This window comes from Brevibacillus sp. FSL L8-0520, from assembly GCF_037963895.1.
GTDB classification, from domain to species: Bacteria; Bacillota; Bacilli; order Brevibacillales; family Brevibacillaceae; genus Brevibacillus; species Brevibacillus borstelensis.
In genome coordinates, this window is sequence record NZ_CP150171.1 from 451,009 (window position 1) to 471,297 (window position 20,289).

At 51.1% G+C, this 20,289-nt stretch carries 23 protein-coding genes; 20 read left to right on the plus strand and 3 right to left on the minus strand.

Annotated elements, in window-relative coordinates:
* Nucleotides 1-15: 15 nt before the first annotated feature.
* From NSQ24_RS02600 to NSQ24_RS02615, 4 genes are all read left to right on the plus strand, one after another.
* Nucleotides 16-204 (plus strand): 4-oxalocrotonate tautomerase, encoded by a 189-nt coding sequence (locus NSQ24_RS02600; protein ID WP_003392838.1) that lies wholly within the window; start codon nt 16-18, stop codon nt 202-204.
* Between the two features lie 192 nt (nt 205-396).
* Nucleotides 397-1,827, plus strand: coding sequence for an amino acid permease (locus tag NSQ24_RS02605; RefSeq protein WP_339167188.1), 1,431 nt, complete (start codon nt 397-399; stop codon nt 1,825-1,827).
* Between the two features lie 206 nt (nt 1,828-2,033).
* A complete protein-coding gene (locus NSQ24_RS02610; protein WP_003392834.1) occupies nt 2,034-2,573 on the plus strand; it encodes a GNAT family N-acetyltransferase in 540 nt (179 codons plus the stop codon).
* 228 nt (nt 2,574-2,801) lie between these two features.
* Nucleotides 2,802-4,526 carry an ABC transporter ATP-binding protein gene (locus NSQ24_RS02615; RefSeq protein ID WP_024984283.1) on the plus strand — a complete coding sequence of 575 codons (1,725 nt, stop codon included), beginning with the start codon at nt 2,802-2,804 and terminating at the stop codon, nt 4,524-4,526.
* 73 nt (nt 4,527-4,599) lie between these two features.
* Here NSQ24_RS02615 and NSQ24_RS02620 read toward each other — a convergent pair whose 3' ends face one another.
* Nucleotides 4,600-4,875 carry a hypothetical protein gene (locus NSQ24_RS02620; RefSeq protein WP_003392831.1) on the minus strand — a complete coding sequence of 92 codons (276 nt, stop codon included), beginning with the start codon at nt 4,873-4,875 and terminating at the stop codon, nt 4,600-4,602.
* Between the two features lie 103 nt (nt 4,876-4,978).
* On the opposite strand from NSQ24_RS02620, the gene NSQ24_RS02625 reads away from it, so the two are divergent.
* The 4 genes from NSQ24_RS02625 to NSQ24_RS02640 all read left to right on the plus strand — a co-directional run bounded on the left by NSQ24_RS02625 (nt 4,979) and on the right by NSQ24_RS02640 (nt 8,801).
* A complete protein-coding gene (locus tag NSQ24_RS02625) occupies nt 4,979-5,956 on the plus strand; it encodes an NADPH:quinone oxidoreductase family protein (protein WP_172920442.1) in 978 nt (325 codons plus the stop codon).
* Between the two features lie 77 nt (nt 5,957-6,033).
* Nucleotides 6,034-6,336 (plus strand): metalloregulator ArsR/SmtB family transcription factor, encoded by a 303-nt coding sequence (locus NSQ24_RS02630; RefSeq protein ID WP_003392827.1) that lies wholly within the window; start codon nt 6,034-6,036, stop codon nt 6,334-6,336.
* A gap of 165 nt (nt 6,337-6,501) precedes the next feature.
* On the plus strand, nt 6,502-7,536 hold the full coding sequence (locus tag NSQ24_RS02635; RefSeq protein WP_003392825.1) for an LLM class flavin-dependent oxidoreductase: 1,035 nt from the start codon (nt 6,502-6,504) through the stop codon (nt 7,534-7,536).
* A 131-nt stretch (nt 7,537-7,667) separates the two neighbouring features.
* Entirely contained in the window at nt 7,668-8,801 is a 1,134-nt protein-coding gene (locus NSQ24_RS02640) for an NADH-dependent flavin oxidoreductase (RefSeq protein ID WP_122958026.1), read from the plus strand.
* Between the two features lie 8 nt (nt 8,802-8,809).
* On the opposite strand, the gene NSQ24_RS02645 is transcribed toward NSQ24_RS02640, so the two are convergent.
* A complete protein-coding gene (locus NSQ24_RS02645; protein WP_122958027.1) occupies nt 8,810-10,189 on the minus strand; it encodes a PLP-dependent aminotransferase family protein in 1,380 nt (459 codons plus the stop codon).
* Between the two features lie 134 nt (nt 10,190-10,323).
* Here NSQ24_RS02645 and NSQ24_RS02650 point away from each other — a divergent pair, with 134 nt between their 5' ends.
* From NSQ24_RS02650 to NSQ24_RS02690, 9 genes are all read left to right on the plus strand, one after another.
* A complete protein-coding gene (locus NSQ24_RS02650; protein ID WP_122958028.1) occupies nt 10,324-11,268 on the plus strand; it encodes a DMT family transporter in 945 nt (314 codons plus the stop codon).
* 274 nt (nt 11,269-11,542) lie between these two features.
* On the plus strand, nt 11,543-11,830 hold the full coding sequence (locus NSQ24_RS02655; protein ID WP_003392817.1) for a HesB/YadR/YfhF family protein: 288 nt from the start codon (nt 11,543-11,545) through the stop codon (nt 11,828-11,830).
* 445 nt (nt 11,831-12,275) lie between these two features.
* On the plus strand, nt 12,276-12,665 hold the full coding sequence (locus NSQ24_RS02660; protein WP_339168007.1) for an MFS transporter: 390 nt from the start codon (nt 12,276-12,278) through the stop codon (nt 12,663-12,665).
* A 69-nt stretch (nt 12,666-12,734) separates the two neighbouring features.
* The gene (locus NSQ24_RS02665; RefSeq protein ID WP_003392811.1) at nt 12,735-13,283 is read left to right on the plus strand and encodes an NADPH-dependent FMN reductase; all 549 of its coding nucleotides are present in this window, start codon (nt 12,735-12,737) and stop codon (nt 13,281-13,283) included.
* Between the two features lie 242 nt (nt 13,284-13,525).
* Nucleotides 13,526-14,479: an ABC transporter permease gene (locus NSQ24_RS02670; RefSeq protein ID WP_003392809.1), complete on the plus strand. Its 954-nt coding sequence runs from the start codon at nt 13,526-13,528 to the stop codon at nt 14,477-14,479.
* Nucleotides 14,469-15,419 (plus strand): iron chelate uptake ABC transporter family permease subunit, encoded by a 951-nt coding sequence (locus NSQ24_RS02675; RefSeq protein ID WP_003392805.1) that lies wholly within the window; start codon nt 14,469-14,471, stop codon nt 15,417-15,419. The genes NSQ24_RS02670 and NSQ24_RS02675 overlap by 11 nt, the downstream gene beginning before the upstream one ends.
* Nucleotides 15,413-16,171, plus strand: coding sequence for an ABC transporter ATP-binding protein (locus tag NSQ24_RS02680; protein WP_003392803.1), 759 nt, complete (start codon nt 15,413-15,415; stop codon nt 16,169-16,171). The genes NSQ24_RS02675 and NSQ24_RS02680 overlap by 7 nt, the downstream gene beginning before the upstream one ends.
* A 128-nt stretch (nt 16,172-16,299) precedes the next feature.
* On the plus strand, nt 16,300-17,295 hold the full coding sequence (locus tag NSQ24_RS02685) for a siderophore ABC transporter substrate-binding protein (protein WP_024984291.1): 996 nt from the start codon (nt 16,300-16,302) through the stop codon (nt 17,293-17,295).
* A gap of 163 nt (nt 17,296-17,458) precedes the next feature.
* Nucleotides 17,459-17,956 carry a hypothetical protein gene (locus tag NSQ24_RS02690; protein WP_227278001.1) on the plus strand — a complete coding sequence of 166 codons (498 nt, stop codon included), beginning with the start codon at nt 17,459-17,461 and terminating at the stop codon, nt 17,954-17,956.
* A gap of 167 nt (nt 17,957-18,123) precedes the next feature.
* Here the strand turns inward: NSQ24_RS02690 and NSQ24_RS02695 are convergent, their stop codons facing one another.
* Nucleotides 18,124-18,444, minus strand: coding sequence for a hypothetical protein (locus tag NSQ24_RS02695; protein WP_024984293.1), 321 nt, complete (start codon nt 18,442-18,444; stop codon nt 18,124-18,126).
* A gap of 279 nt (nt 18,445-18,723) precedes the next feature.
* Here NSQ24_RS02695 and NSQ24_RS02700 point away from each other — a divergent pair, with 279 nt between their 5' ends.
* The 3 genes from NSQ24_RS02700 to NSQ24_RS02710 all read left to right on the plus strand — a co-directional run bounded on the left by NSQ24_RS02700 (nt 18,724) and on the right by NSQ24_RS02710 (nt 20,289).
* Entirely contained in the window at nt 18,724-19,692 is a 969-nt protein-coding gene (locus NSQ24_RS02700; RefSeq protein WP_024984294.1) for a YafY family protein, read from the plus strand.
* A gap of 74 nt (nt 19,693-19,766) precedes the next feature.
* Nucleotides 19,767-20,150, plus strand: a complete 384-nt coding sequence (locus NSQ24_RS02705; protein WP_313897917.1) for a DinB family protein — start codon at nt 19,767-19,769, stop codon at nt 20,148-20,150.
* 4 nt (nt 20,151-20,154) lie between these two features.
* On the plus strand, nt 20,155-20,289 hold the full coding sequence (locus NSQ24_RS02710; protein WP_313897918.1) for a DinB family protein: 135 nt from the start codon (nt 20,155-20,157) through the stop codon (nt 20,287-20,289).

Consider the following 20,289-nt stretch of genomic DNA (forward strand, 5'->3'; position numbering starts at 1 on the left):
ATAGGAGGTGGATTCATGCCAATAGTACAGATTCAGGTATTGGAAGGAAGAGACAAACAGCAAATCGCCCGATTGATCGCGAGTGTCACCGAAGCTGTCGTCGAAAGCCTGGAGGTCAGACCTGAACAGGTGCGCGTAATTGTGTCCGAAGTTCCGCCCACGCACTGGGGTGTTGGCGGCGTCACCAAAGAGAAGCAATCTTGAGTTCACATTAGATGCTGCAAACGAAGCATGAAAAGATGAAAGGAGGGCCTTATCGCGAATTCAACGTTACCCGTGACCAAATGCTTTGCCGAAGAGCTCTACGCCCGGAAGATCATGTGCAATGAATTTCGCGAAAAGTTCGGAAATACGTGCAGTGTGGTTGCCTAGCGTTTGGAAAAAGGGGGAGCTGCGATGTCGGAGAAGAACGTTCATTTTCAAGATATTATGGAGCGGGAGAAAGGGCTGCAGCGCGGGTTGACGACCCGCCAGCTCACGATGATTGCCATCGGCGGAGCGATCGGAACCGGGCTCTTTCTCGGAAGCGGGATGGCAATCGGCTTCGCCGGTCCCGGTGTCATCGTCAGCTATCTGATCGGCGCAGTCATTGCTCTGCTATTGATGGGCTGCCTGGCTGAAATGACGGTCGCTCATCCCACCACAGGCTCATTCGGAGCACACGCCGAGCGGTATATCAACCCGTGGGCTGGCTTTACAGTCCGGTATTCGTACTGGTTCAGCCTGGTGTGTGCGGTCGGAACCGAGGTATCAGCGATGTCCGTCTACATGAAATACTGGTTTCCCGCTGTGCCGGGAGTTGTCTGGATTTTGATTTTCTCCGCCGTCCTCATTTATGTAAACGCAACCAGTGTCAATTTGTTCGGTACTGTTGAATACTGGTTCTCTATGATTAAAGTAACGGCTATTATCCTGTTTATCGTATTGGGATCCTTTGTCGTATTCGGGAGCAGCAGCCATCCGGAAATGGGCATCCAGAATCTCACGGCCAACGGCGGGTTTTTCCCCAATGGATTCTGGGGCATGTGGATTGCCATTTTCATCTCGCTGTTCAGCTACCTCAGCATCGAAATGATCGCGGTCAGCGCCGGGGAAGCAAAGGAACCGGAGAAGGCCGTACCCATCGCATTAAAATCAGCTGTTGTCCGGCTGGTGCTCTTCTACATCCTGACGCTTGCCCTGATGCTGATGATCGTGCCCTGGAACGAGACGGGAAGCGATCGGAGCCCATTTGTAAAGGTGTTCGAGCTCATCCACATTCCGGGCGCAGCAGGAATTATGAACTTCGTCGTCCTGACGGCAGCTCTCTCGGCAATGAACAGCCAGCTGTATATCTCGACCCGGATGGTATTCTCGCTGTCCCGTGGAGGCTTTGCCCCGAAAAAATTGGGCGAACTGAGCAAAAAAGGCGTTCCGGTAAAGGCGCTTGCTTTGTCTACGATCGGGATTGCAATTGCGACGATCGTAGGCATGGTGGTGCCGGACAGCTCCTTTGCCGTCATGATCTCGCTTTCCAGCTTCGGTGCGATGTTCGCCTGGTTCATGGTATTCGTGACGCACCTGTTCTTCCGCCGGAAATGGGAGCAAATGGGGGGGCGAAAGCTGCCCGTGAGGATGATCGGCTATCCGTATTTGAGTGTCCTGGGAGCCGTTTTGCTTGCGTCTGTCGTCTTGTCGACCTGGTTTCAGCCGGAGTTTAAGGACACGCTGAGGCTCGGTTTTCCGTGGCTGATCCTGATCACGATTTGTTACTTTATTTGGAAGAAGGCCAATCCGACAGCCTTTCAGCAACCGACAGATCCAATAGACAAAGAGATCTCGTCGTAGCAGTTGCCCGGATACGCTAGAGCCATCCAGCGCTGCGTGCCATGAAGGGGGGCGAATCCGCTATGGAGCGTCCTCTTTTTTGGATTGTCTACCTCACAGCAAGCGGCTTTTATATTGCAGAAGGTTCTCTCCAAAGCGAGTGGAATCGTTTCTTCATGGAAATGCTATGACAGATAGTTAGAGTGATCGAATGTGGGGGAGTCGTCATGGAATGGTACGAGCGTTTAAGCGAATATTTTCCTGAGCAGGAGATGAAGGACCCGCGCCAGCTGCAGGCTCTGATCGAGGACAAGGATGTTTACCACAAGGAAGAGACAGAGGACTATCTGCTGTTGTATGCGGAATTTCCGACCTTTCTCTTCATCGATTACCTGCTGATCAACCCGGAGACGAGAGGGAAAGGGATCGGAACCAAGCTGCTCAACCGGCTGAAAGAAAAAGGAAAGACGATCATCCTCGAAGTGGAGCCGATCGACCGGGAAGACGAGGACACGTGGAAACGGGTCAACTTTTATCGGAAAAACGGGTTTGTAAAGGCGGACCGGATCCAGTACCGCCGGGAGGATGACAGCGGCGAGACGTACGAGATGAAGATTTACTACTGGAGTCCGGATCAGGACGAGCCGCAAGAGGTCATTTTGGAAAAAATGGCGAAGGCTTGCCAGGAAATCCACAACTTCCGTGCAAAGCGATATTACGGGCGAGACGTGGCCGATCCGGATGAAGTATTGGATTTGAAGCAATAAATACGGGACTGAACATAACTGAATACGCGAATAAAACGTATAGAGAGATAAAACAGAGGAAAGCGGGTTGCCGATGATTCGGCAGCCTTTTTGCCGTGACACTGACCAGAAGCCAATCGCTCCCCTTTTCAAAACTGCCAGCCGAGAACTCCATTTTCAAATTTTGGGAAGATTGGTATGATAGCATGTATCGCAAAGGTAACGAAGCAGGAAGGAAGTGATCCCAAATTGATCAAGCGCTTTTTCTCTTATTACCGTCCCTATAAAGGACTTTTTTTGTTGGACTTCTCGTGTGCGGTGATCGCCGGCTTGCTTGAGCTTGGCTTTCCGCTGGCTGTCAATCAGTTCGTCGACAAGCTCTTGCCCGGCAAAGACTGGTCGCTGATTCTTTTGGCATGTTTGGGCCTGCTTGCCATCTATGCGCTGAACACGGTCCTCCAGTATATCGTCACCTATTGGGGACATATGCTCGGGGTCAACATCGAGACAGATATGCGAAGAAAGCTGTTTGAGCATCTCCAGAAGCTGTCGTTTCGTTTTTTCGACAACAACAAAAAAGGGCATTTGATCGGCCGGATCACAAATGATTTGAACGAGATCGGGGAAATTGCCCACCACGGACCCGAAGATATTTTCATCGCGGTCATGACACTGATCGGCTCATTCGGACTGATGGCATACATTCATCTGGAGCTGGCGATTTTAACGTTCCTGGTCGTTCCACTGATGGCTGTCGTTGCGACTGTTTACAGCAAAAAAATGACCAAGACATACCGCCGTTTGTTTGGCGATGTGGGTGAGTTCAACGCGAGGGTGGAGGACAATGTCAGCGGCATTCGCGTGGTTCAGGCATTTGCCAATGAAGCCTACGAAAAAGAGCTGTTTGCCGTCAATAATCAGCAGTTCCGCCAGACAAAGCTGCTCGCATACAAAATCATGGCCAAAAGCTTGTCGATCAGCTACATGATGATGCGTCTCATCTCCCTGTTTGTCATGATCTGCGGTACGTGGTTTGTGATCAGAGGCGAGCTGTCGTATGGAGAGTTTGTCGGGTTCCTGCTGTTGACCAATGTCTTTTTCCGCCCGATCGAGAAAATCAACGCGGTGATTGAGAGCTATCCGAAGGGAATCGCCGGGTTTAAACGCTATGTAGAGATTCTCGACACAGAACCGGATGTGGCAGATGCGCCCGATGCGATTGAAGTGGCAAACCTGAAGGGGGATATTCGCTACAACGGGGTGACATTCGGGTACGAAGAGGGCAGGAGCATTCTGCGAAACATCGACCTGTCCATTCGCGCCGGAGAAACCGTTGCTTTCGTCGGGCCATCGGGTGCGGGTAAGACGACGATCTGCAGTCTTTTGCCGCGGTTCTACGAGGTGAATGAAGGCAGCATTACCATCGACGGAATCGATATCCGCAAGATGACTTTAGCTTCGCTCAGAAAGCAGATCGGGATTGTTCAGCAGGATGTATTCCTGTTCTCGGGGACGATTCGGGAAAATATCGCGTACGGCAAGCTCGATGCCAGTATGGACGAGATTTGGGAAGCAGCGAGACGAGCCCGTCTGGATGACGTGATCCGGAACCTGCCGGAAGGGATGGATACTGTGATCGGAGAGCGGGGCGTGAAGCTTTCCGGCGGACAAAAACAGCGTTTGGCCATCGCCCGCATGTTTTTGAAAAATCCGCCGATCCTTATTTTGGATGAAGCCACCTCGGCGCTGGATACAGAGACGGAGCTGGCGATCCAGCAGTCGCTTTCCGAGCTGTCCCAGGGGCGTACGACCCTCGTCGTGGCGCACCGTCTGACGACGATCAAAAATGCGGACCGAATCGTCGTGGTCAATGAAGACGGTGTTGCTGAGCAGGGACGGCACCAGGAGCTGATCGCTGCGGACGGCATTTACCACCGGCTGCACCAGGCTCAGTTTGGCGCGGTATACCAGTAAGAAAACGGCAAAAAGGTTTGGGTTGGCTCCGCAAGTCCGAGGGAGTCTGTAGGTGCAACAGAAAGAGCGTTGTCTACAGACTCCCCCAAAGAGAAACAAATAAAGTATAGGTAAACAAAGTAAAGGCAGAAAAAACGAGAAGAACAGCATTTCCCCAGATACCGATGAATCGAAGCACTCCTTTTTCACCGAGGTAGACTCCAACCAACGACAGTCCCAAACCTAAAGGCGGCATCAGGATCGCGTAATAGACGGAGAGTGTGGATTGGGGAAATCCAGCCAGTGCTATCGCAAGCGTAGACAAAAATAACAAGCTGGATATTTTGCTAAACAGCTTTTCGGCAAGCATGCGATCACTCCTGAAACAAGGTGTCTAGTACTATAATAACAGAGCCTCATCGGAATGTAACGAAATTCCATTTGATCCAATGCGGCAAAAGGGGGAGAGGTACATGAAAGCAGTTCTTGTCACAGCTTTTGGCGGAACCGAGGGCATGGTGTATACGGAAGTCGAGATGCCGTCCATACACCCAAAGCAGGTATTGATCCGGGTAGAAAAAACGAGCGTCAATTTTGCGGATATCAAATCGCGCTACGGAAAAAAGGGCGGAGGAAATCTGCCGTTTATTCCCGGTCTCGACGCAGCCGGCGTGATTGAGAGAGTCGGTTCCGAGGTGCAGTCGCTGCATGTGGGCCAGCGCGTCATCGCATTCCCTCACAACGGCTCTTACGCGGAGTATATCGTTGCCGACGAGAACCTCACGTTTGCTATTCCGGACCAGCTCGACTTTGACACCGCAGCAGCTTGCCCGATCGTTTCGTTTACATCCTACAAGCTCCTCGCTGATGTAGCGCGGCTGGAAAAGGGAGAAACCGTCCTGATCCACGCCGCGGCGGGAGGCATTGGTACGACCGCAATCCAGCTAGCGAAGCTGCTGGGGGCAGGGAAGGTCATCGGGACAGTGGGCAGCGAGAGCAAGGCGGCGATCGCGCTGGAGGCCGGTGCCGATCATGTGATTTTTACGGATAGAGAAGACTTTGCCGAAAAGGTAAACGAATGGACCGATGGGGAAGGCGCGAATGTTATTCTGGACTCGATCGCTGGCCGGGTCACGGAAAAGAGCATGGAATGTCTGGCTCCATACGGACGGCTGGTTCACTTTGGAAATGCGAGCGGGGAAGTCGGACAAATCAGAACAATTGATTTGCATACCAGTTGCCGCTCCGTGCTGGGCTTCAGCCTGGGAACGACCCGCAGCAAACGGCCGCAGCTTTTGCGCGAGACAGCGGAGCGGGTGCTGCCGTATTTGGCGGATGGGCGCCTCAAGATCAAAGTCGGGAGACGCTTTGCTCTCGCCGAGGCGGCCAAGGCCCACGAGTGGGTAGAAAGCAGGCAGAGTACGGGAAAAGTGTTGCTGGATGTACGCTGAGAGGGGGGAGCCCTCTCTTTTTTTTTGCCTACACTTGCTGCATTGATCTATCGGGATATAAAGATATAATAAAGGGCATGGATCCCCTTCTCATTTTCAAGGCTTTATCTAATGAAACGCGTTTGCAAATTCTGGACTGGCTGAAGGAACCGGAGAAACACTTCCCCCCGCAAGAAGGAGGAGATTGCCGAAAAATCGGGGTATGTGTAAGCCACATTCAGGAAAAGGCTGGCTTATCGCAATCGACCGTTTCCCAGTACCTTTTGACACTTCAGCGGGCAGGCCTATTGGAAGTATACCGATACGGCCAGTGGACCTACTACAAGCGAAATGAGCAGAAGTTGAAAGAGTTGGCTGCGTTTATCCAACACGACTTGTAGCTGCCTGTCCAGACAGCCGAAATGTACATGGATGTGTTTCCCGCGTTGCTGCGAGACCCAGCCATGTATGCGGATGTTCTATCATCTATAAATCTAGATATTCAGATATGTAATTTTGTAAGAATGATCAGGGGAACGATCTTCTCATAGCAAAGGATGAAAACAATGGCCAAGCAGACTGAAAGAAACAAACAGCTTCGCGACATCCCGCTTTCCGTACTGGATCTCGTGCCTGTCCTGGAGGGAGGGACACCGGCCGATTCCTTCCGAAACACGCTGGATCTGGCCCGGCATGCGGAAAAGTGGGGGTACAACCGCTACTGGCTGGCTGAGCACCACAATATGCCGGGAATCGCCAGCTCCGCGACGTCCGTGGTGATTGGATATGTGGCGGCAGGCACCTCGACGATCCGGGTCGGTTCCGGCGGCATCATGCTGCCCAACCATGCCCCGCTCGTCGTCGCCGAGCAGTTCGGCACACTGGAGTCCATGTTTCCGGGCCGCATCGATCTTGGACTGGGGCGAGCGCCGGGTACGGATCACCTCACGGCCCGCGCGCTTCGCCGAGACAGCAAGAGCGGCGGTGAAGACTTCCCGGAACAGCTAGCGGAGCTGCGGGAATATTTGAACCCGACTTCCACAGAGGGTTCGGATGGGCCGCGCGTTCGGGCTGTTCCCGGCGAAGGCATGAACATCCCGATCTGGCTCTTGGGCTCCAGTCTGTATAATGCCCAGTTGGCGGGTCTTTTGGGCTTGCCCTTCGCTTTCGCGGGCCAGTTTTCGCCGGACAATATCTTGCCGGCGCTCCGGCTGTACAGGAGTGCCTTCCGCCCATCCGAAGTGCTGGAGGAGCCGTATGCGATGGTCGGGGTAAACGTGATCGCAGCGGATGACGATGAAACGGCGAAACGTCTGGCAACCTCGCAGCAACTCAATTTCCTCAGCCTGGTAAGAGGCCGTCCGCAAAAATTTCAGCCGCCGGTCGAGAGCATGGAGGGAATTTGGGCCGATTATGAGAAAGCGAGCATAGATGCCCAACTGCGGGCGTCGATTATCGGCAGTCCCGCGGTCGTCAAAGAAAAGCTGCAGGAGCTGCTGGATGCCACGCAAGCCGACGAGATCATCATCAACGGCGCGATTTACGATCATCAGGCTCGCCTGCGCTCCTTTGAGATCGTAAAACAGGTTGCAGCGGAGTAAAGGCTGGATCCCAGGCAAGAATATGATGGGGAGACTCGGGCGGACCTGGAGGGACGAGATACGCGAGCAGTGATTGGAGAGCAAAAGCCAAATTGGACACAATAGCGAAATATGTTGGGAGTGTACGGTACATGAAAGAAAAATATACGCCTTTGTTTGAACCCTTTACTTTTCGCAGCGGAATCACATTGAAAAACCGGATCGTCATGGCTCCGCTGACCAATTATTCTTCGAATGACGACGGGACCGTTTCCGATGCGGAACTTCGCTACTATTCCCGTCGCGCTACCGGCGTGGGCATGGTGATTACCGCCTGCATCTATGTGACAGAGAACGGCAAGGGCTTCCCCGGCGAATTTTCTGGAACCAGTGACGAAATGATCCCGAGCATGCGCCGATTGGCTTCGACCATTAAGGAAAAGGGAGCGCAGGCAGTCCTGCAAATATTTCATGCCGGACGAATGGCTCCGCCGGAGCTTGTTCCCGGAGGAGAGATCGTCAGCGCAAGTGAAGTCGCTGATGACAATGCGCCCATTCCCCGTGCGCTGACGGATGAAGAGGTTCAGGAGATCATTCGCGCATACGGAGAAACGACCCGCCGCGCCATCGAAGCCGGCTTTGACGGTGTAGAAATTCACGGCGCCAACTTCTACCTGGTCCAGCAATTCTTCTCCGGCCATACGAACCGCCGTACGGACCGCTGGGGAGGCAGCCTGGAAAAACGCCTTGCCTTTCCGCTCGCCGTCGTAGACGAGGTAAAGCGAGTGGTGGCCAAACACGCAGACCGCCCGTTCCTCGTAGGATATCGCTTTTCACCGGAAGAGCCATATGAAAAGGGAATTACGATGGACGACACGTTCGTTTTGGTGGACGCTCTCGCAGATAAGGAACTCGACTATCTACATGTGTCGCTGCAGGATTTTTGGTCCAAGCCGAGACGGGGCGGCGATTCGGCCCGCACGCGAATCGAGCAGATACGAGAGCGGATCGGTGATCGCACGGCGGTAATCGGCGTCGGTTCCTTGTATACGGCAGACGATGTGCTGGCCGCCAGACAGACGGGAGTGCCGCTGATCGCGCTGGGACGCGGAATCATTATCGAACCGGAATGGGTGGAAAAAGTGATGGACGGCAAAGAGGACGAAATCGCCACCACGGTGGGTCCAAACGACCAGGAGAAACTGGAAATTCCCGATCCGCTGTGGGAGCGCATCATGACCGTCGAAGGCTGGTTTCCGGTGAAAAAAGAAACGCCTGTCAAGTAAGCCGGCTGTCACTGATCGCGGGCAGCTGATCTGCGCTTTGTATTCGCCAGCTTTTTGACCGTTTCCGCCAGGCGGCAAATTCCTTGGTCAATATCCTCGTCCTTTGTGTTCGACACATTGATCTTCAGGAGATTTTCTTTTGGATAGGCAGTCAAATAATGCTTGTCGATCGGCTCGATTACGACGCCTTTCTTTTTCAGAAGGGAAATGACTCTCGGGACGGAAATGCTCCGATCCAACGCAACATGGGTATGAATCATCGGCTGGCTGGCATCGCAGATAGCGGAAATGTCGCTCAATGGCCCGAAATGATGTTTGATCGACGCTGCCAATACGTTCGACCTCCTGGCGTAGGACGCGCGAATTTTGTGCCGGTGCCGCTCAAACATCCCGCTTTTGATGTAGATCTCAAGCGCTGCTTGGGACAGCATCGAGGTATCGATGTCCAGTAATCGCTTGTACCGCTGAAAGACATCGACCAACTGGTCCGGGACAACGGCGACTCCCACCCGCAGGCCGGGCAGAAGGATTTTCGAATAGCTTTTCAAATAAATGACGCGGGCGGACCTGTCGTAGGCAAACAAAGGGTCCGCCTTGCTGTCTTGTTCAAAATCGGCCATGTGGTCGTCTTCTACGACAAACACGTCGTATTTCTCGGCCAATTCGATGATGGCGAGCTTTTCCCGTTTTGTATAAGACGTACCCAAGGGAGAGTGGAATCTCGGCATCGCATAGAAAAATTTGACGTCCCCTCCGCGAAAAATTCTCTCCAGCTCCTCCAGGTCCAGTCCTTTTGCGGTTCGCCCTACACCTACGACCGGGATGTTGTGCGTCTCAAGGTATTCAATCAACAAGTGATAGCCGGGCTGCTCGAGGACGACCTTTGACTTTCGGTTGGGAAAAGGCATCCCAGCGAGAACGGCCAAGGCTTGTTGAACGCCCGAGGTAATAAAGATCTGTTTCGGGCTGGCAAAAACCTGATAATCGGCAAATTGCTTTTGGACAACCTGGATCAGGGTATCCAGTCCTTGCGGTGTCCCGTACACGAACAGGTCGCCGCTGTAAGTGTCGATGGCCTTGTTGATGCAGTGCTGAAAATCGAGATAGGGAAAGACGCTGCGATCCGGAGCGGAAGTAGCGAAGTCGATGACGCCAGTACCTTCCTTGGGTGAGGCAAGCGCCCCCTTCACTACATAGTAGCCGCTTTTCGGGACCGAATAGATGACGTGGCGCCTCTCCAGTTCATTCAGAGCGCGGATAACTGTACTTTGGCTGCATCCATACCTGTCTGCAAGGACCCTGATGGAGGGAAGCTTATTTCCATCTGTCCATTGGCGGCTTTCGATTTTTGATTCCAGCTCGCTTAGCAACTGCAAATATTTGTGCATCATCTCACTCCAGAACAAATCTGTACCGATACAGATTTGTTTTTTTTGAATTGTAGCACACGTGCCTGCCATTTACGATAGAGCCATGACCGGTCATGAAATCACAGTTACGCCATGCATGAGGAGGCAATCATATGACACAAAAGACAATTCAAAAAGCGTATCTGGCGGCGGTGTTGAACGCTCTTATCGTCGGATTGTCGTTTTTGTTCGTGAAGGTGGCGCTTGCGATCAGCGATCCGCTGGATACGTTGGCTCACCGGTTTACCCTGTCGTTTCTGGCGGCTTCGATTCCCGTTCTGCTGGGCTGGGTCAGGCTGCGGACCACGCTGCGGGACATCGTTTCATTTTTGCCTGTGGCACTGTTCTATCCCGTCATCTTCTTTGCTCTGCAGGCGTTTGGCCTGGTCTATACGTCGTCATCGGAGGCAGGGATTATTCAGGCTACCGTACCGATCTTCACCATGATCTTGGCCGCTTATTTCCTAAAGGAGTATACGAATGGGATGCAAAAGGTGTTTACGTTGTTGTCCGTAGCGGGAGTGGTTTACATCTTCGCCTCCAAAGGGGTCGACCCGCAATCCGCCAATCTGACGGGAACCGTTTTGGTGTTTTTGTCCGCTCTTTCCTTGTCCGCTTATGGCGTGATGGCCCGCAAGGTTGTGAAGAAACACCACTACATGGATGTCACGTATGCAATGACCGTGTTCGGCTTCCTGTTTTTCAACGGCATGTCCGTTGTCAGCCATATCTCGGCGGGGACGCTCGCCGCTTTCTTTCAGCCTTTGGCGAATCCGTCCTTTCTGGTCAGCGTCCTGTACCTGGGCGTGCTGTCGTCGCTCGTTACCTCCTTTTTGTCCAATTATGCCTTGTCGCATATCGAAGCCTCCAAGATGAGTGTATGCAATCAAATATCGACGCTGGTAACGATAATTGCGGGTGTGATCTGGTTAAACGAGAGAGTGGAGATTTTCCATGTCGTTGGCGGCGCTTTGATCCTCATCGGGGTTGTCGGGGCGAATGTGTTCTCGTCCGGCAGAAAGAGTGCGCTTTCAGGTGATAAAGCTTTGGACCAATGAATGGTTTGGGTTCATACCATCCGACCCTTGTGAAGGAGCTCATCATTTTTTGGTTGATTTATAAACTAAATGATTGAAATAGTATAGTAAGTTGCCTATACTGTATGTATAGCAAAGTTTGATCCAGGCTGTTTTCTGTTTGCATAGAAGGCGCATTCCTCTCTGGTACGTCCACTTGTCTCCCAGAAGGGCCTTTTCATGGGGAAAACAGCTGTCTTCTTTTTCTGCATCACCTATTCCATCGGCAGCCTTTTGCCGAAAGGGGCGCTAGCGCATGAAACTAACAGTTACACAGTCGGCACTTGCCTGGTTCGAGGAGGAGTGCGGCTTTCAATCGGGGGACTACGTTCGTTTTTTTGCCCGCTATGGCGGCAGCAGCACGATTCAGGACTCGTTTTCCATGGGATTCACCAAAGAAGAGCCGGACAATATCGGTCTCTCCACTGAAGTGAACGGCATTACCTTTTACATCGTAGAGGATGAAATCTGGTATCTGGACGGCAAGGACATGCTGGTGGATTACCGGAAGGACCGGGATGAGATTGTATACTTGTACGCTTGATTCGCTATTGGCTTTTTTGTTTAGAAGCGATGAGTGGAATTTTTTGTTTCGTCGATGATCGGATACGCTGGAAGATTTGACGGGATTTGACGGGGAGAGTTTAGTGAAGGCGCATAAAAGCGCCTTCACTTTAAATAGCAGTACGGATATAATTGTTAGAAATATCGGACATTTTAAGTGCTGAAAACGAGGAAAGGTATCAGAAGCTGCAAAAGGCAAGGCAGTTTAGCTGGAGTAGACATCTGGAGCAATGTAATGACAGTAAAGGAGTTACTACATAAGTAAAAGTGAGGAAAAATCGTGAAGCGCAATCTTAAACTGCTTTGGTTTCCAGATGCTTCGTCTATTTTCGGCACATCGGTCTATACGCTTGCACTGACACTGCTGTCCCTGCAATACAGCGACAGTGCACTGGGAGCGGGAGCGGTGCTGTTTGTCTCCGTAGATTCCTTATTTTTTTCTCGGAATCATAGGCGGTGTCATTGTCGATCGAGTAGACCGCAAAGCGATCATGCTGTTTTGCGGTTGGACACGGGGATTGCTTACCTTGTCCATTCCCATTGCTCATGCTGCCGATGTGTTGACATTGGAGCACATCATGATCGTCAGCTTTGTCATGACCTGCCTGCGGGCCTTTTTCTTTCCGGCTATTCAAGCGAGCATCCCGTTGCTGGCTGTTGACAAAAAAGATTTAAACATTTCTATCGGCGTTGATCCAAGGCTTTGGAAATACGATATCCGGCACGACATTGACGACTGTTCTGCAGCTGAGGACCCCCAACGAAATGTTGGGAAAGGTGATGGCCCTCCGCTCCAGCGTCGGCAATGTGTCTGATGCCTTTGCCTGCCTGTGCGGGAGCTGACTTGCGGTATCTGAGCATCAATAAGAGAGGAGAATGATCTGATGCGAATTTTGCTCATATCGGGAAGTGTAGCGGAGCCTGCGCATACAACGGCTTTGATTGAGGAGATCGCCGCACGGCTGCGGGAAAAAGGCTGTGAAGCGAATGTCTGGGATTTACGGGTACGTCCGCTGCCTATCGCCGATCCGAAATATCACTATGAACCGGAAAAGCACCCCGATGAAACCGCTCGCGAGCTGATCCGGCTGGCCGGGCAAGCAGATGCATTTGTACTCGGGTCGCCCAATTACCACAATTCGTATTCGGGTGTCCTGAAAAATGCGTTGGATATTCTCAATATGGATATGTTCCGGGACAAACCGGTGGGGCTCGTAGGCAATGGGGGCGGCATCCGCAGTACGCAGCCGATCGATCATCTGCGCATTGTCGTGAGGGGACTGTTGGGCGTGGCGATCCCCATGCAGGTGGCGTCTTGCAAAAGCGATTTTATACTTGAGAATGGACGGTACGCCGTTACAGCCGAGGATTTGAAGCAAAGGCTGGACGCATTTGCTGCCCAGTTGGTTGCGTACACCGAAAAGCTGAGATAGGAAGATGTAAAAGGATAAAGCCCGGGGCGCCGCTCCGGGTTTTATCATTCATGGACGCATCAAGAGCACATCCGCCACTGAGAATTCTAATCATTCTCATTGACTGTATGTAAATGAATGGGTATAATACTCAATGTAATCAGATGATAATGAATATCATTATTGGATGCCGGAAGTACATATTCTTGTGCTTCATAGGCATTTTGACTGAGAATCTTACCTGACCACAAAGGAAAGAGCCAATGAAAATCGGATATTTGTTTCTTGCACTGCTTCTATTCTCATTCGGGTCTGTCTTTATCGGTGTAAAGGACATTTCCCCGCTGGATGTATTCCAGCTGACAGACGACCAGGTCGAAATACTGCTCGTGAGCAGGCTTCCCCGTCTGATCAGCATTATTATTGCAGGCGTCAGCATGAGTATTTGCGGTCTGATCATGCAGCAGCTAAGCCGGAATAAATTTGTTTCTCCCACGACAGCAGGGACGCTAGATTCCGCCAGATTGGGGATTCTCGTATCGCTGATGCTGTTTACCACGGCAAGTCCGTTGGTCAAGATGCTGATTTCTTTCGTCTTTGCCTTGCTGGGCACTTTTGTGTTCATGAGAATCCTGGAGAAGATCAAGTACAAGGATACGATCTTCATCCCGCTCGTCGGACTGATGTTCGGGAACATCATCAGCTCCTTCGCTACCTTTATCGCGTATAAGTACGACCTGATCCAGAACATGTCGGCATGGCTGCAGGGCGATTTTTCCATGATCATGAAAGGGCGCTACGAGCTGATGTACATCAGCATTCCGCTGCTTGTTATCGCATACCTGTACGCCAACAAATTTACGATAGCCGGGATGGGCGAGGACTTTTCCAAGAATTTGGGCCTGAATTACAGGCGGGTGGTCAACATTGGATTGGTGATTGTTGCCCTGGTCACCGCGTCCGTCGTGTTGACTGTGGGGATGATTCCGTTTCTGGGCCTGATCATCCCGAACATCGTTTCGATCTATCGTGGCGACAACCTGAAAAACAGCCTTTCTCATACCGCTTTATTGGGAGCCGTATTCGTACTCTTCTGCGACATCCTTGGCCGGGTCATCATCTACCCATACGAAATTTCCATCAGCCTGACCGTCGGGGTGCTCGGAAGTGGTATCTTTGCTTATTTACTGATGAGGAGAAAGGCATATGGCATATAAAAAGAAAATGGTCTGGTTGGCAGCGGCGGCCCTCGTTTTGATCGCCATTTTTATGACAATCAAAGCAGGGGGCAACTGGGATTACATCCTTCCCCGGCGGAGCTTGAAGGTACTGGCGATTATTCTGACGGGAACAGCCATCGCCTACTCGACACTGGTGTTTCAGACGATTACGAACAACCGAATCCTGACACCGAGCATCATGGGCCTGGATTCGCTTTATATGCTGATCCAAACCTTCGTCATTTACGTATTCGGCTCCAAGTCGCTCACCATGGTAGACAACAATTTGAACTTTCTGTTGTGCGTGGGCCTGATGGTTCTGTTCTCGGCTGTTTTGTACAAGATCCTGTTTAAACGGGATCAGCAAAATATTTACTATCTGCTGCTGATCGGCATCATCTTCGGGACATTGTTCCAGAGCATGGCGACGTTCATGCAGGTGCTGGTCGATCCGAACGAGTTTCAGGTCATCCAGGACAAGAGTTTCGCCAGCTTCAACAACATCAACAACAATCTGATCGGCATCGCCGGTATCCTGATGGTGCTTGTATTCGCTTATTTTTGGCGGTTCAATAAATACCTCAATGTCCTGTCATTGGGGAGAGATCAAGCCATAAACCTGGGGGTTGATTACGACTATGTAGTCAAAAGGCTGCTGGTCGCCGTAGCGATTCTGATCTCGATCTCGACTGCTTTGGTCGGGCCGATCACCTTCCTGGGACTGCTTGTGGTCAACGTCACGTACGAATTCATGAGAACCTACAACCACAAGTATTTGATTCTCGGTTCCATCTTCATCAGCGTGATTGCACTCGTCGGAGGGCAGCTCATCGTAGAGAGGGTGTTTACCTTCTCGACAACCCTTAGCGTCATCATCAACTTTGTCGGCGGCGTGTATTTTATCTATCTACTATTGAAGGAGAATAAATCATGGTAGAGGTAAGAAGCGTGTCCAAAAAATACGGACAGAAAAAAGTAGTGGAAAACGTCTCTGTAAAAATCCCCAAAGGGAAAATCACCTCCTTTATCGGTCCAAACGGGGCAGGCAAAAGCACATTGCTGTCGATGATCAGCCGCTTGATCGCCATGGACGAAGGGGATATCTACATTGACGGTCAGGAAGTCGGCAAGTGCAAAAGCAACGACCTGGCCAAAAAGATTTCCATTCTGAAGCAGTCCAATCACATCAATCTGCGGCTGACGGTCCGCGAGCTGGTTTCCTTTGGACGCTTCCCCTATTCGCAGGGACGGCTGACAGAGGAGGATTGGAAGCATGTCGACGAAGCGATCCGCTATATGGAGCTTCATGACATGCAGGACAAATATTTGGACCAGCTCAGCGGGGGACAGAAGCAGCGCGCCTATATCGCGATGGTCATTGCTCAGGACACCGAATACATCCTGCTGGATGAGCCGCTCAACAATCTCGACATGAAGCATTCCGTACAGATCATGAAGATTGTCCGCAGACTGGTGGATGAGCTGGGGAAAACAGTGGTGATCGTCATCCATGACATCAATTTCGCCTCCTGTTACTCCGACTACATCGTGGCGCTCAAGGACGGAAAGATCGTCCGGGAGGGAACGATCGAGGAGATTATCACGTCTCCCGTGTTGAAAGAGGTCTATGACATGGACATTCCGATCCAGCACATCGATGACAATAAAATCTGTATTTACTTCTCTTGATGAAAATCTATTGTGTCAGGCATCATTTCGATGGTGTCTGAAAAAGAGAAATCCCGTTTTTAAATAGCCAGACTCTTTTCCAGACAATCATCGATGCAATATAAAAAATCCCTTTTAGAGGTGACGACATGAAGAAGGTAGCAGTATATCTCATGATTGCCGTACTGGCAGTCTTTGCAGTAGCATGCGGTTCGGGCGGTTCCAGCACGACCGGCAGCACTAATAGCACGGCAGAGCAGCCGCAAGCGCAGGGAGCGCAAGGAACGCCGGCAACGGAAGCGCAAGGCGAAGAGCTGACGATCAAACACCAGCTGGGCGAAACCAAAGTGAAGAAAAACCCGAAAAAAGTTGTTGTCTTTGACTTCGGTACGCTGGATACGCTGGATAAGCTGGGCGTTGAAGTAGCGGCGCTGCCAAAAACAAGCATTCCTACTTACCTCGAAAAATACAAGGATGACAAGTATGTGAATGTAGGAAGCCTGAAAGAGCCTGATTTTGAGAAAATCAACGAAGTGAAGCCTGACCTGATCATCATCTCTGGCCGCCAACAGGCTATGTATGAAGAATTCAAAGCGATCGCACCAACGATCTACCAGGGCGTGGACACCTCCCGCTATATGGAGTCCTTTACCGAGAACGCAAAAACGATTGGCCAAATTTTTGGCAAAGAAGCAGCCGTTGAAGAAGAACTGGCGAAAATCAATGAATCGATCAAAAAACTGAACGCAGAAGCAACAGCCAGCGGCAAAAACGCGCTGATCATTCTGGCCAACGACGGCAAAGTAAGCGCGTATGGAGCAGGCTCCCGTTTCGGCATTATTCACGACGTGTTTGGCTTTACACCGGCAGATAAGAACATCGAGGTATCCACTCACGGTCAAAGCATCTCTTTTGAATACATCGTGGAGAAAGACCCGGACTTCTTGTTCGTCATCGACCGCACCGCTGCAGTTGGGGGAGAATCCTCCGCGAAGGGTGTAGTTGAAAACGAACTGGTGAAGAAAACGAAAGCCTTTAAAGAAGGGCACATCGTTTATCTCAAACCGGACTTCTGGTATCTGTCCGGCGGCGGACTCGTCTCCGTCGACGCAATGGTAAAAGAAGTAGAGGGCGCTTTGAAATAATAGCGTCAGGCTATGAGTACTGATAGTAGAGGCGCTATGCCTTTGGCGCAATACAAAAGAATAGTGGGAAAAACAGCGGGGCCTTCTTTATGAAGGCCCTTTCTCAGTGAGTTACAAGCCGACAGAAATCCTGTATAATGCCCATAAGGAGGGGAACAGCGGAATGGAAAAGCTCCTGTTGGAAATCGCGGAAGGCATGAAGCGGATGGGAGAAAGGTTCGATCAGTTGGAGGGACGATTCGACCAGTTGGAGGGACGATTCGACCAGTTGGAGGGACGATTCGACCAGTTGGAAGGGCGGTTCGACCGGCTTGAGGAGAAGGTAGATCGACAAGAGGAACGTTTTGATCGGCTGGAGGCAAAGGTGGACCAGTTGGAAGGGCGGTTCGAGCGACTTGAGGAGAAAGTAGATCGACAAGAAGAACGTTTTGATCGGCTAGAGGCAAAGGTAGACCATTTGGAGGAACGTTTTGACCGACTGGATACAAAGGTAGACGAAATAAAAGTCGCGCTTCACTCCCAGCACATCGCCAATATTAATAGCGATAATTTGGTACTGTCCGAGATTCGCGACATGAAAGAGAAAGTACGGTATGTAAACCGAAGGGTTGCAGACGTGGAACTGGATATGATCGGAAAGCATGCGAAGGACCCGAACTGACGTGGTCTTTTTTTTTTTGTCTCTTGAGGTACGAGAACGAAAGTGTTTCCGTTAAAGGCGTCCGATGGCTGTTGGTTGGGGAAAGTGGCTTATCGCTCATCCTCGGCCTGTAGCGGATTCAAGGCTGCAGCATCAAACGGCTGATTGCTTTTATTACAACTGCTTTTTCATTCCTTGATAGGATTCCCCATAGGCTCTTCTATGTCTTCCACATGGTTTTTCGGCCTGATTCTAACAGATAGGAAATAGACGTCCTCGCTTTCTGTATCGAATACATGTATTACATAGCGCAAAGTTCCATACCGATAAGAAGGAATATCCGTTTTTATCTGTTCGATGGGAACATTGTATTTGTTATGAATGTAGGCAATGGCTTGTTGTCGTACTTTGACTCTGTCTGGTATGGTCCCAAAGAATTCAGAACAGCCTGCCACAAAAAGGATGACGAAGCCAATTGTTACAATAAACCATAGGATTCGCTTTATCATGAGCGACACCTCCCTGTTTTTTAGGGGGACGAGACGTGCCTCAGAATAGGGTTCCGATCATTTCTATGGGACTACATCGGCAATGGAAAGCATCATTCCCAAAATAACGGAGAACGGGAACGATGCTTTTTAGCATGAACGAATGGAACAAGCCAGCAGGTTTATGGTGCCTTCATGGATAATTGTATATCAATTCCACATGAAAAAAGAGAACCGGATCTTAATGCGGTGAACAGAAATAACGATAACCTCGCCAACAGGAAAGGAGCACTTCATAACATGTCAAAAGCCGACAACATGCTTTCCATCTTGTGGCTCTTGAAAACAGGGAGACGGATGACGGCCAAGAAGCTGGCAGAGACGCTGGAGATTCATATCCGGACCGTCTACCGTTACATCGATGCCTTGTGCGCGAGCGGCGTGCCGATCATCGCCGATTCCGGTCACAATGGCGGATATACCCTGCCCGATCACTTCATCGAGGCTCCTTTGTTTTTCGACCTGGACGAGCAGAAGGCGCTGATTCATGCAGCCATTTTTGCGAAAGAGGCCGGTTATCCTTTTGGCGAGGCGTTGGACAGTGCCGTGTCCAAGCTGAAGAGGTACACCAATCAGGAGCAGTTGCATCATATTCAGCGGAATGAACGCGGTTTCGATGTGATTAACCCGCCACCGAATCCTGCGATAGAGTCAGTTTTGCAAGAGCTGCAGCGAGCGGTAGCGGATGGGTATACGCTGTCCATGGCCTATCAAAAGGGCCGTGATCCGTCTCCGCAGGTCCGCGATGTCGATCCATACGGGCTGGTTTACTGGAAGAACAAGTGGTACGTCGTCGGCTATTGCCATCTGCGATGCGAGATCCGCAGCTTTCGCGTAGACAGAATTCATCACGTATCCCGGACTGATGCTTTGTTCCAACCACCCGACGATTTTTCCGCAAGGCAGTTTTTCATGCAAAACTTGCTGCCCGATGCGGAGAGGAAAAAGCTCATTGCCGTTCGGATCAAGGGAAAACCCCATGCCATACGCGACCTTTGCGAACATTGGCTGTTCGGACACGCTCTGGTGGAGCGGTCGGAGGGTGAGGCCCGCTTTCAACTGGATGAAGAATCGATCTCGGGTTACGTACCGTACTTTCTGCTGCCGTACGGTGGAGCGATTCAAGTGCTGGAGCCGAAGCTGCTTCGGGAAAGAATGGTGAGTGTCACGAAGGCATTGCTTGTGCATTACGAAACGTATTCATCTTGACTGACTGTATTTGTCAGTGAATCTCGGTTATGCTGTGGACATGAAAAGGTTAGGCGAATGGAGGCGTATCTGAAATGAAGCACCACGCAGTACAATTGTACGAATACCACATATGGGCCAATGAGAGGATTTTTCAACAACTGAAGGAATTGCCCGAAGAAGCCTGCCGTCAAGAGATTCAGAGCATTTTTTCTTCTGTTTACAGTGCACTGGTTCATATCTATACGGCAGATCATATTTGGCTGTACGCGATGGCTGGCGAAAGCTTTGAGAAGATAAGAGAGGCGATCGGGGGCATCACCGAGGAGACGAATGGCAAAAGCGCAGAGGAACTCCAGCAGCTGTTCCGCACTGCCTCCGAGAGGTACAAGGAGTTTTTGGCGGGTTTGCCAGATTCTGGACGCGACGACTCAATACCGCCATCCTACTTACGGGGTGCTGGAGGCCAGGTATTCTGATATCGTGCAGCACGTCGTCAACCATGGCACATACCATCGCGGGAATATTGCGGCGATGCTCAGACAGCAGGGGTACGCAGGCGTGCCGACGGACTACGTGTTTTATTTGTATGAGCTTTCTCAGCAAGCACAAGCATAA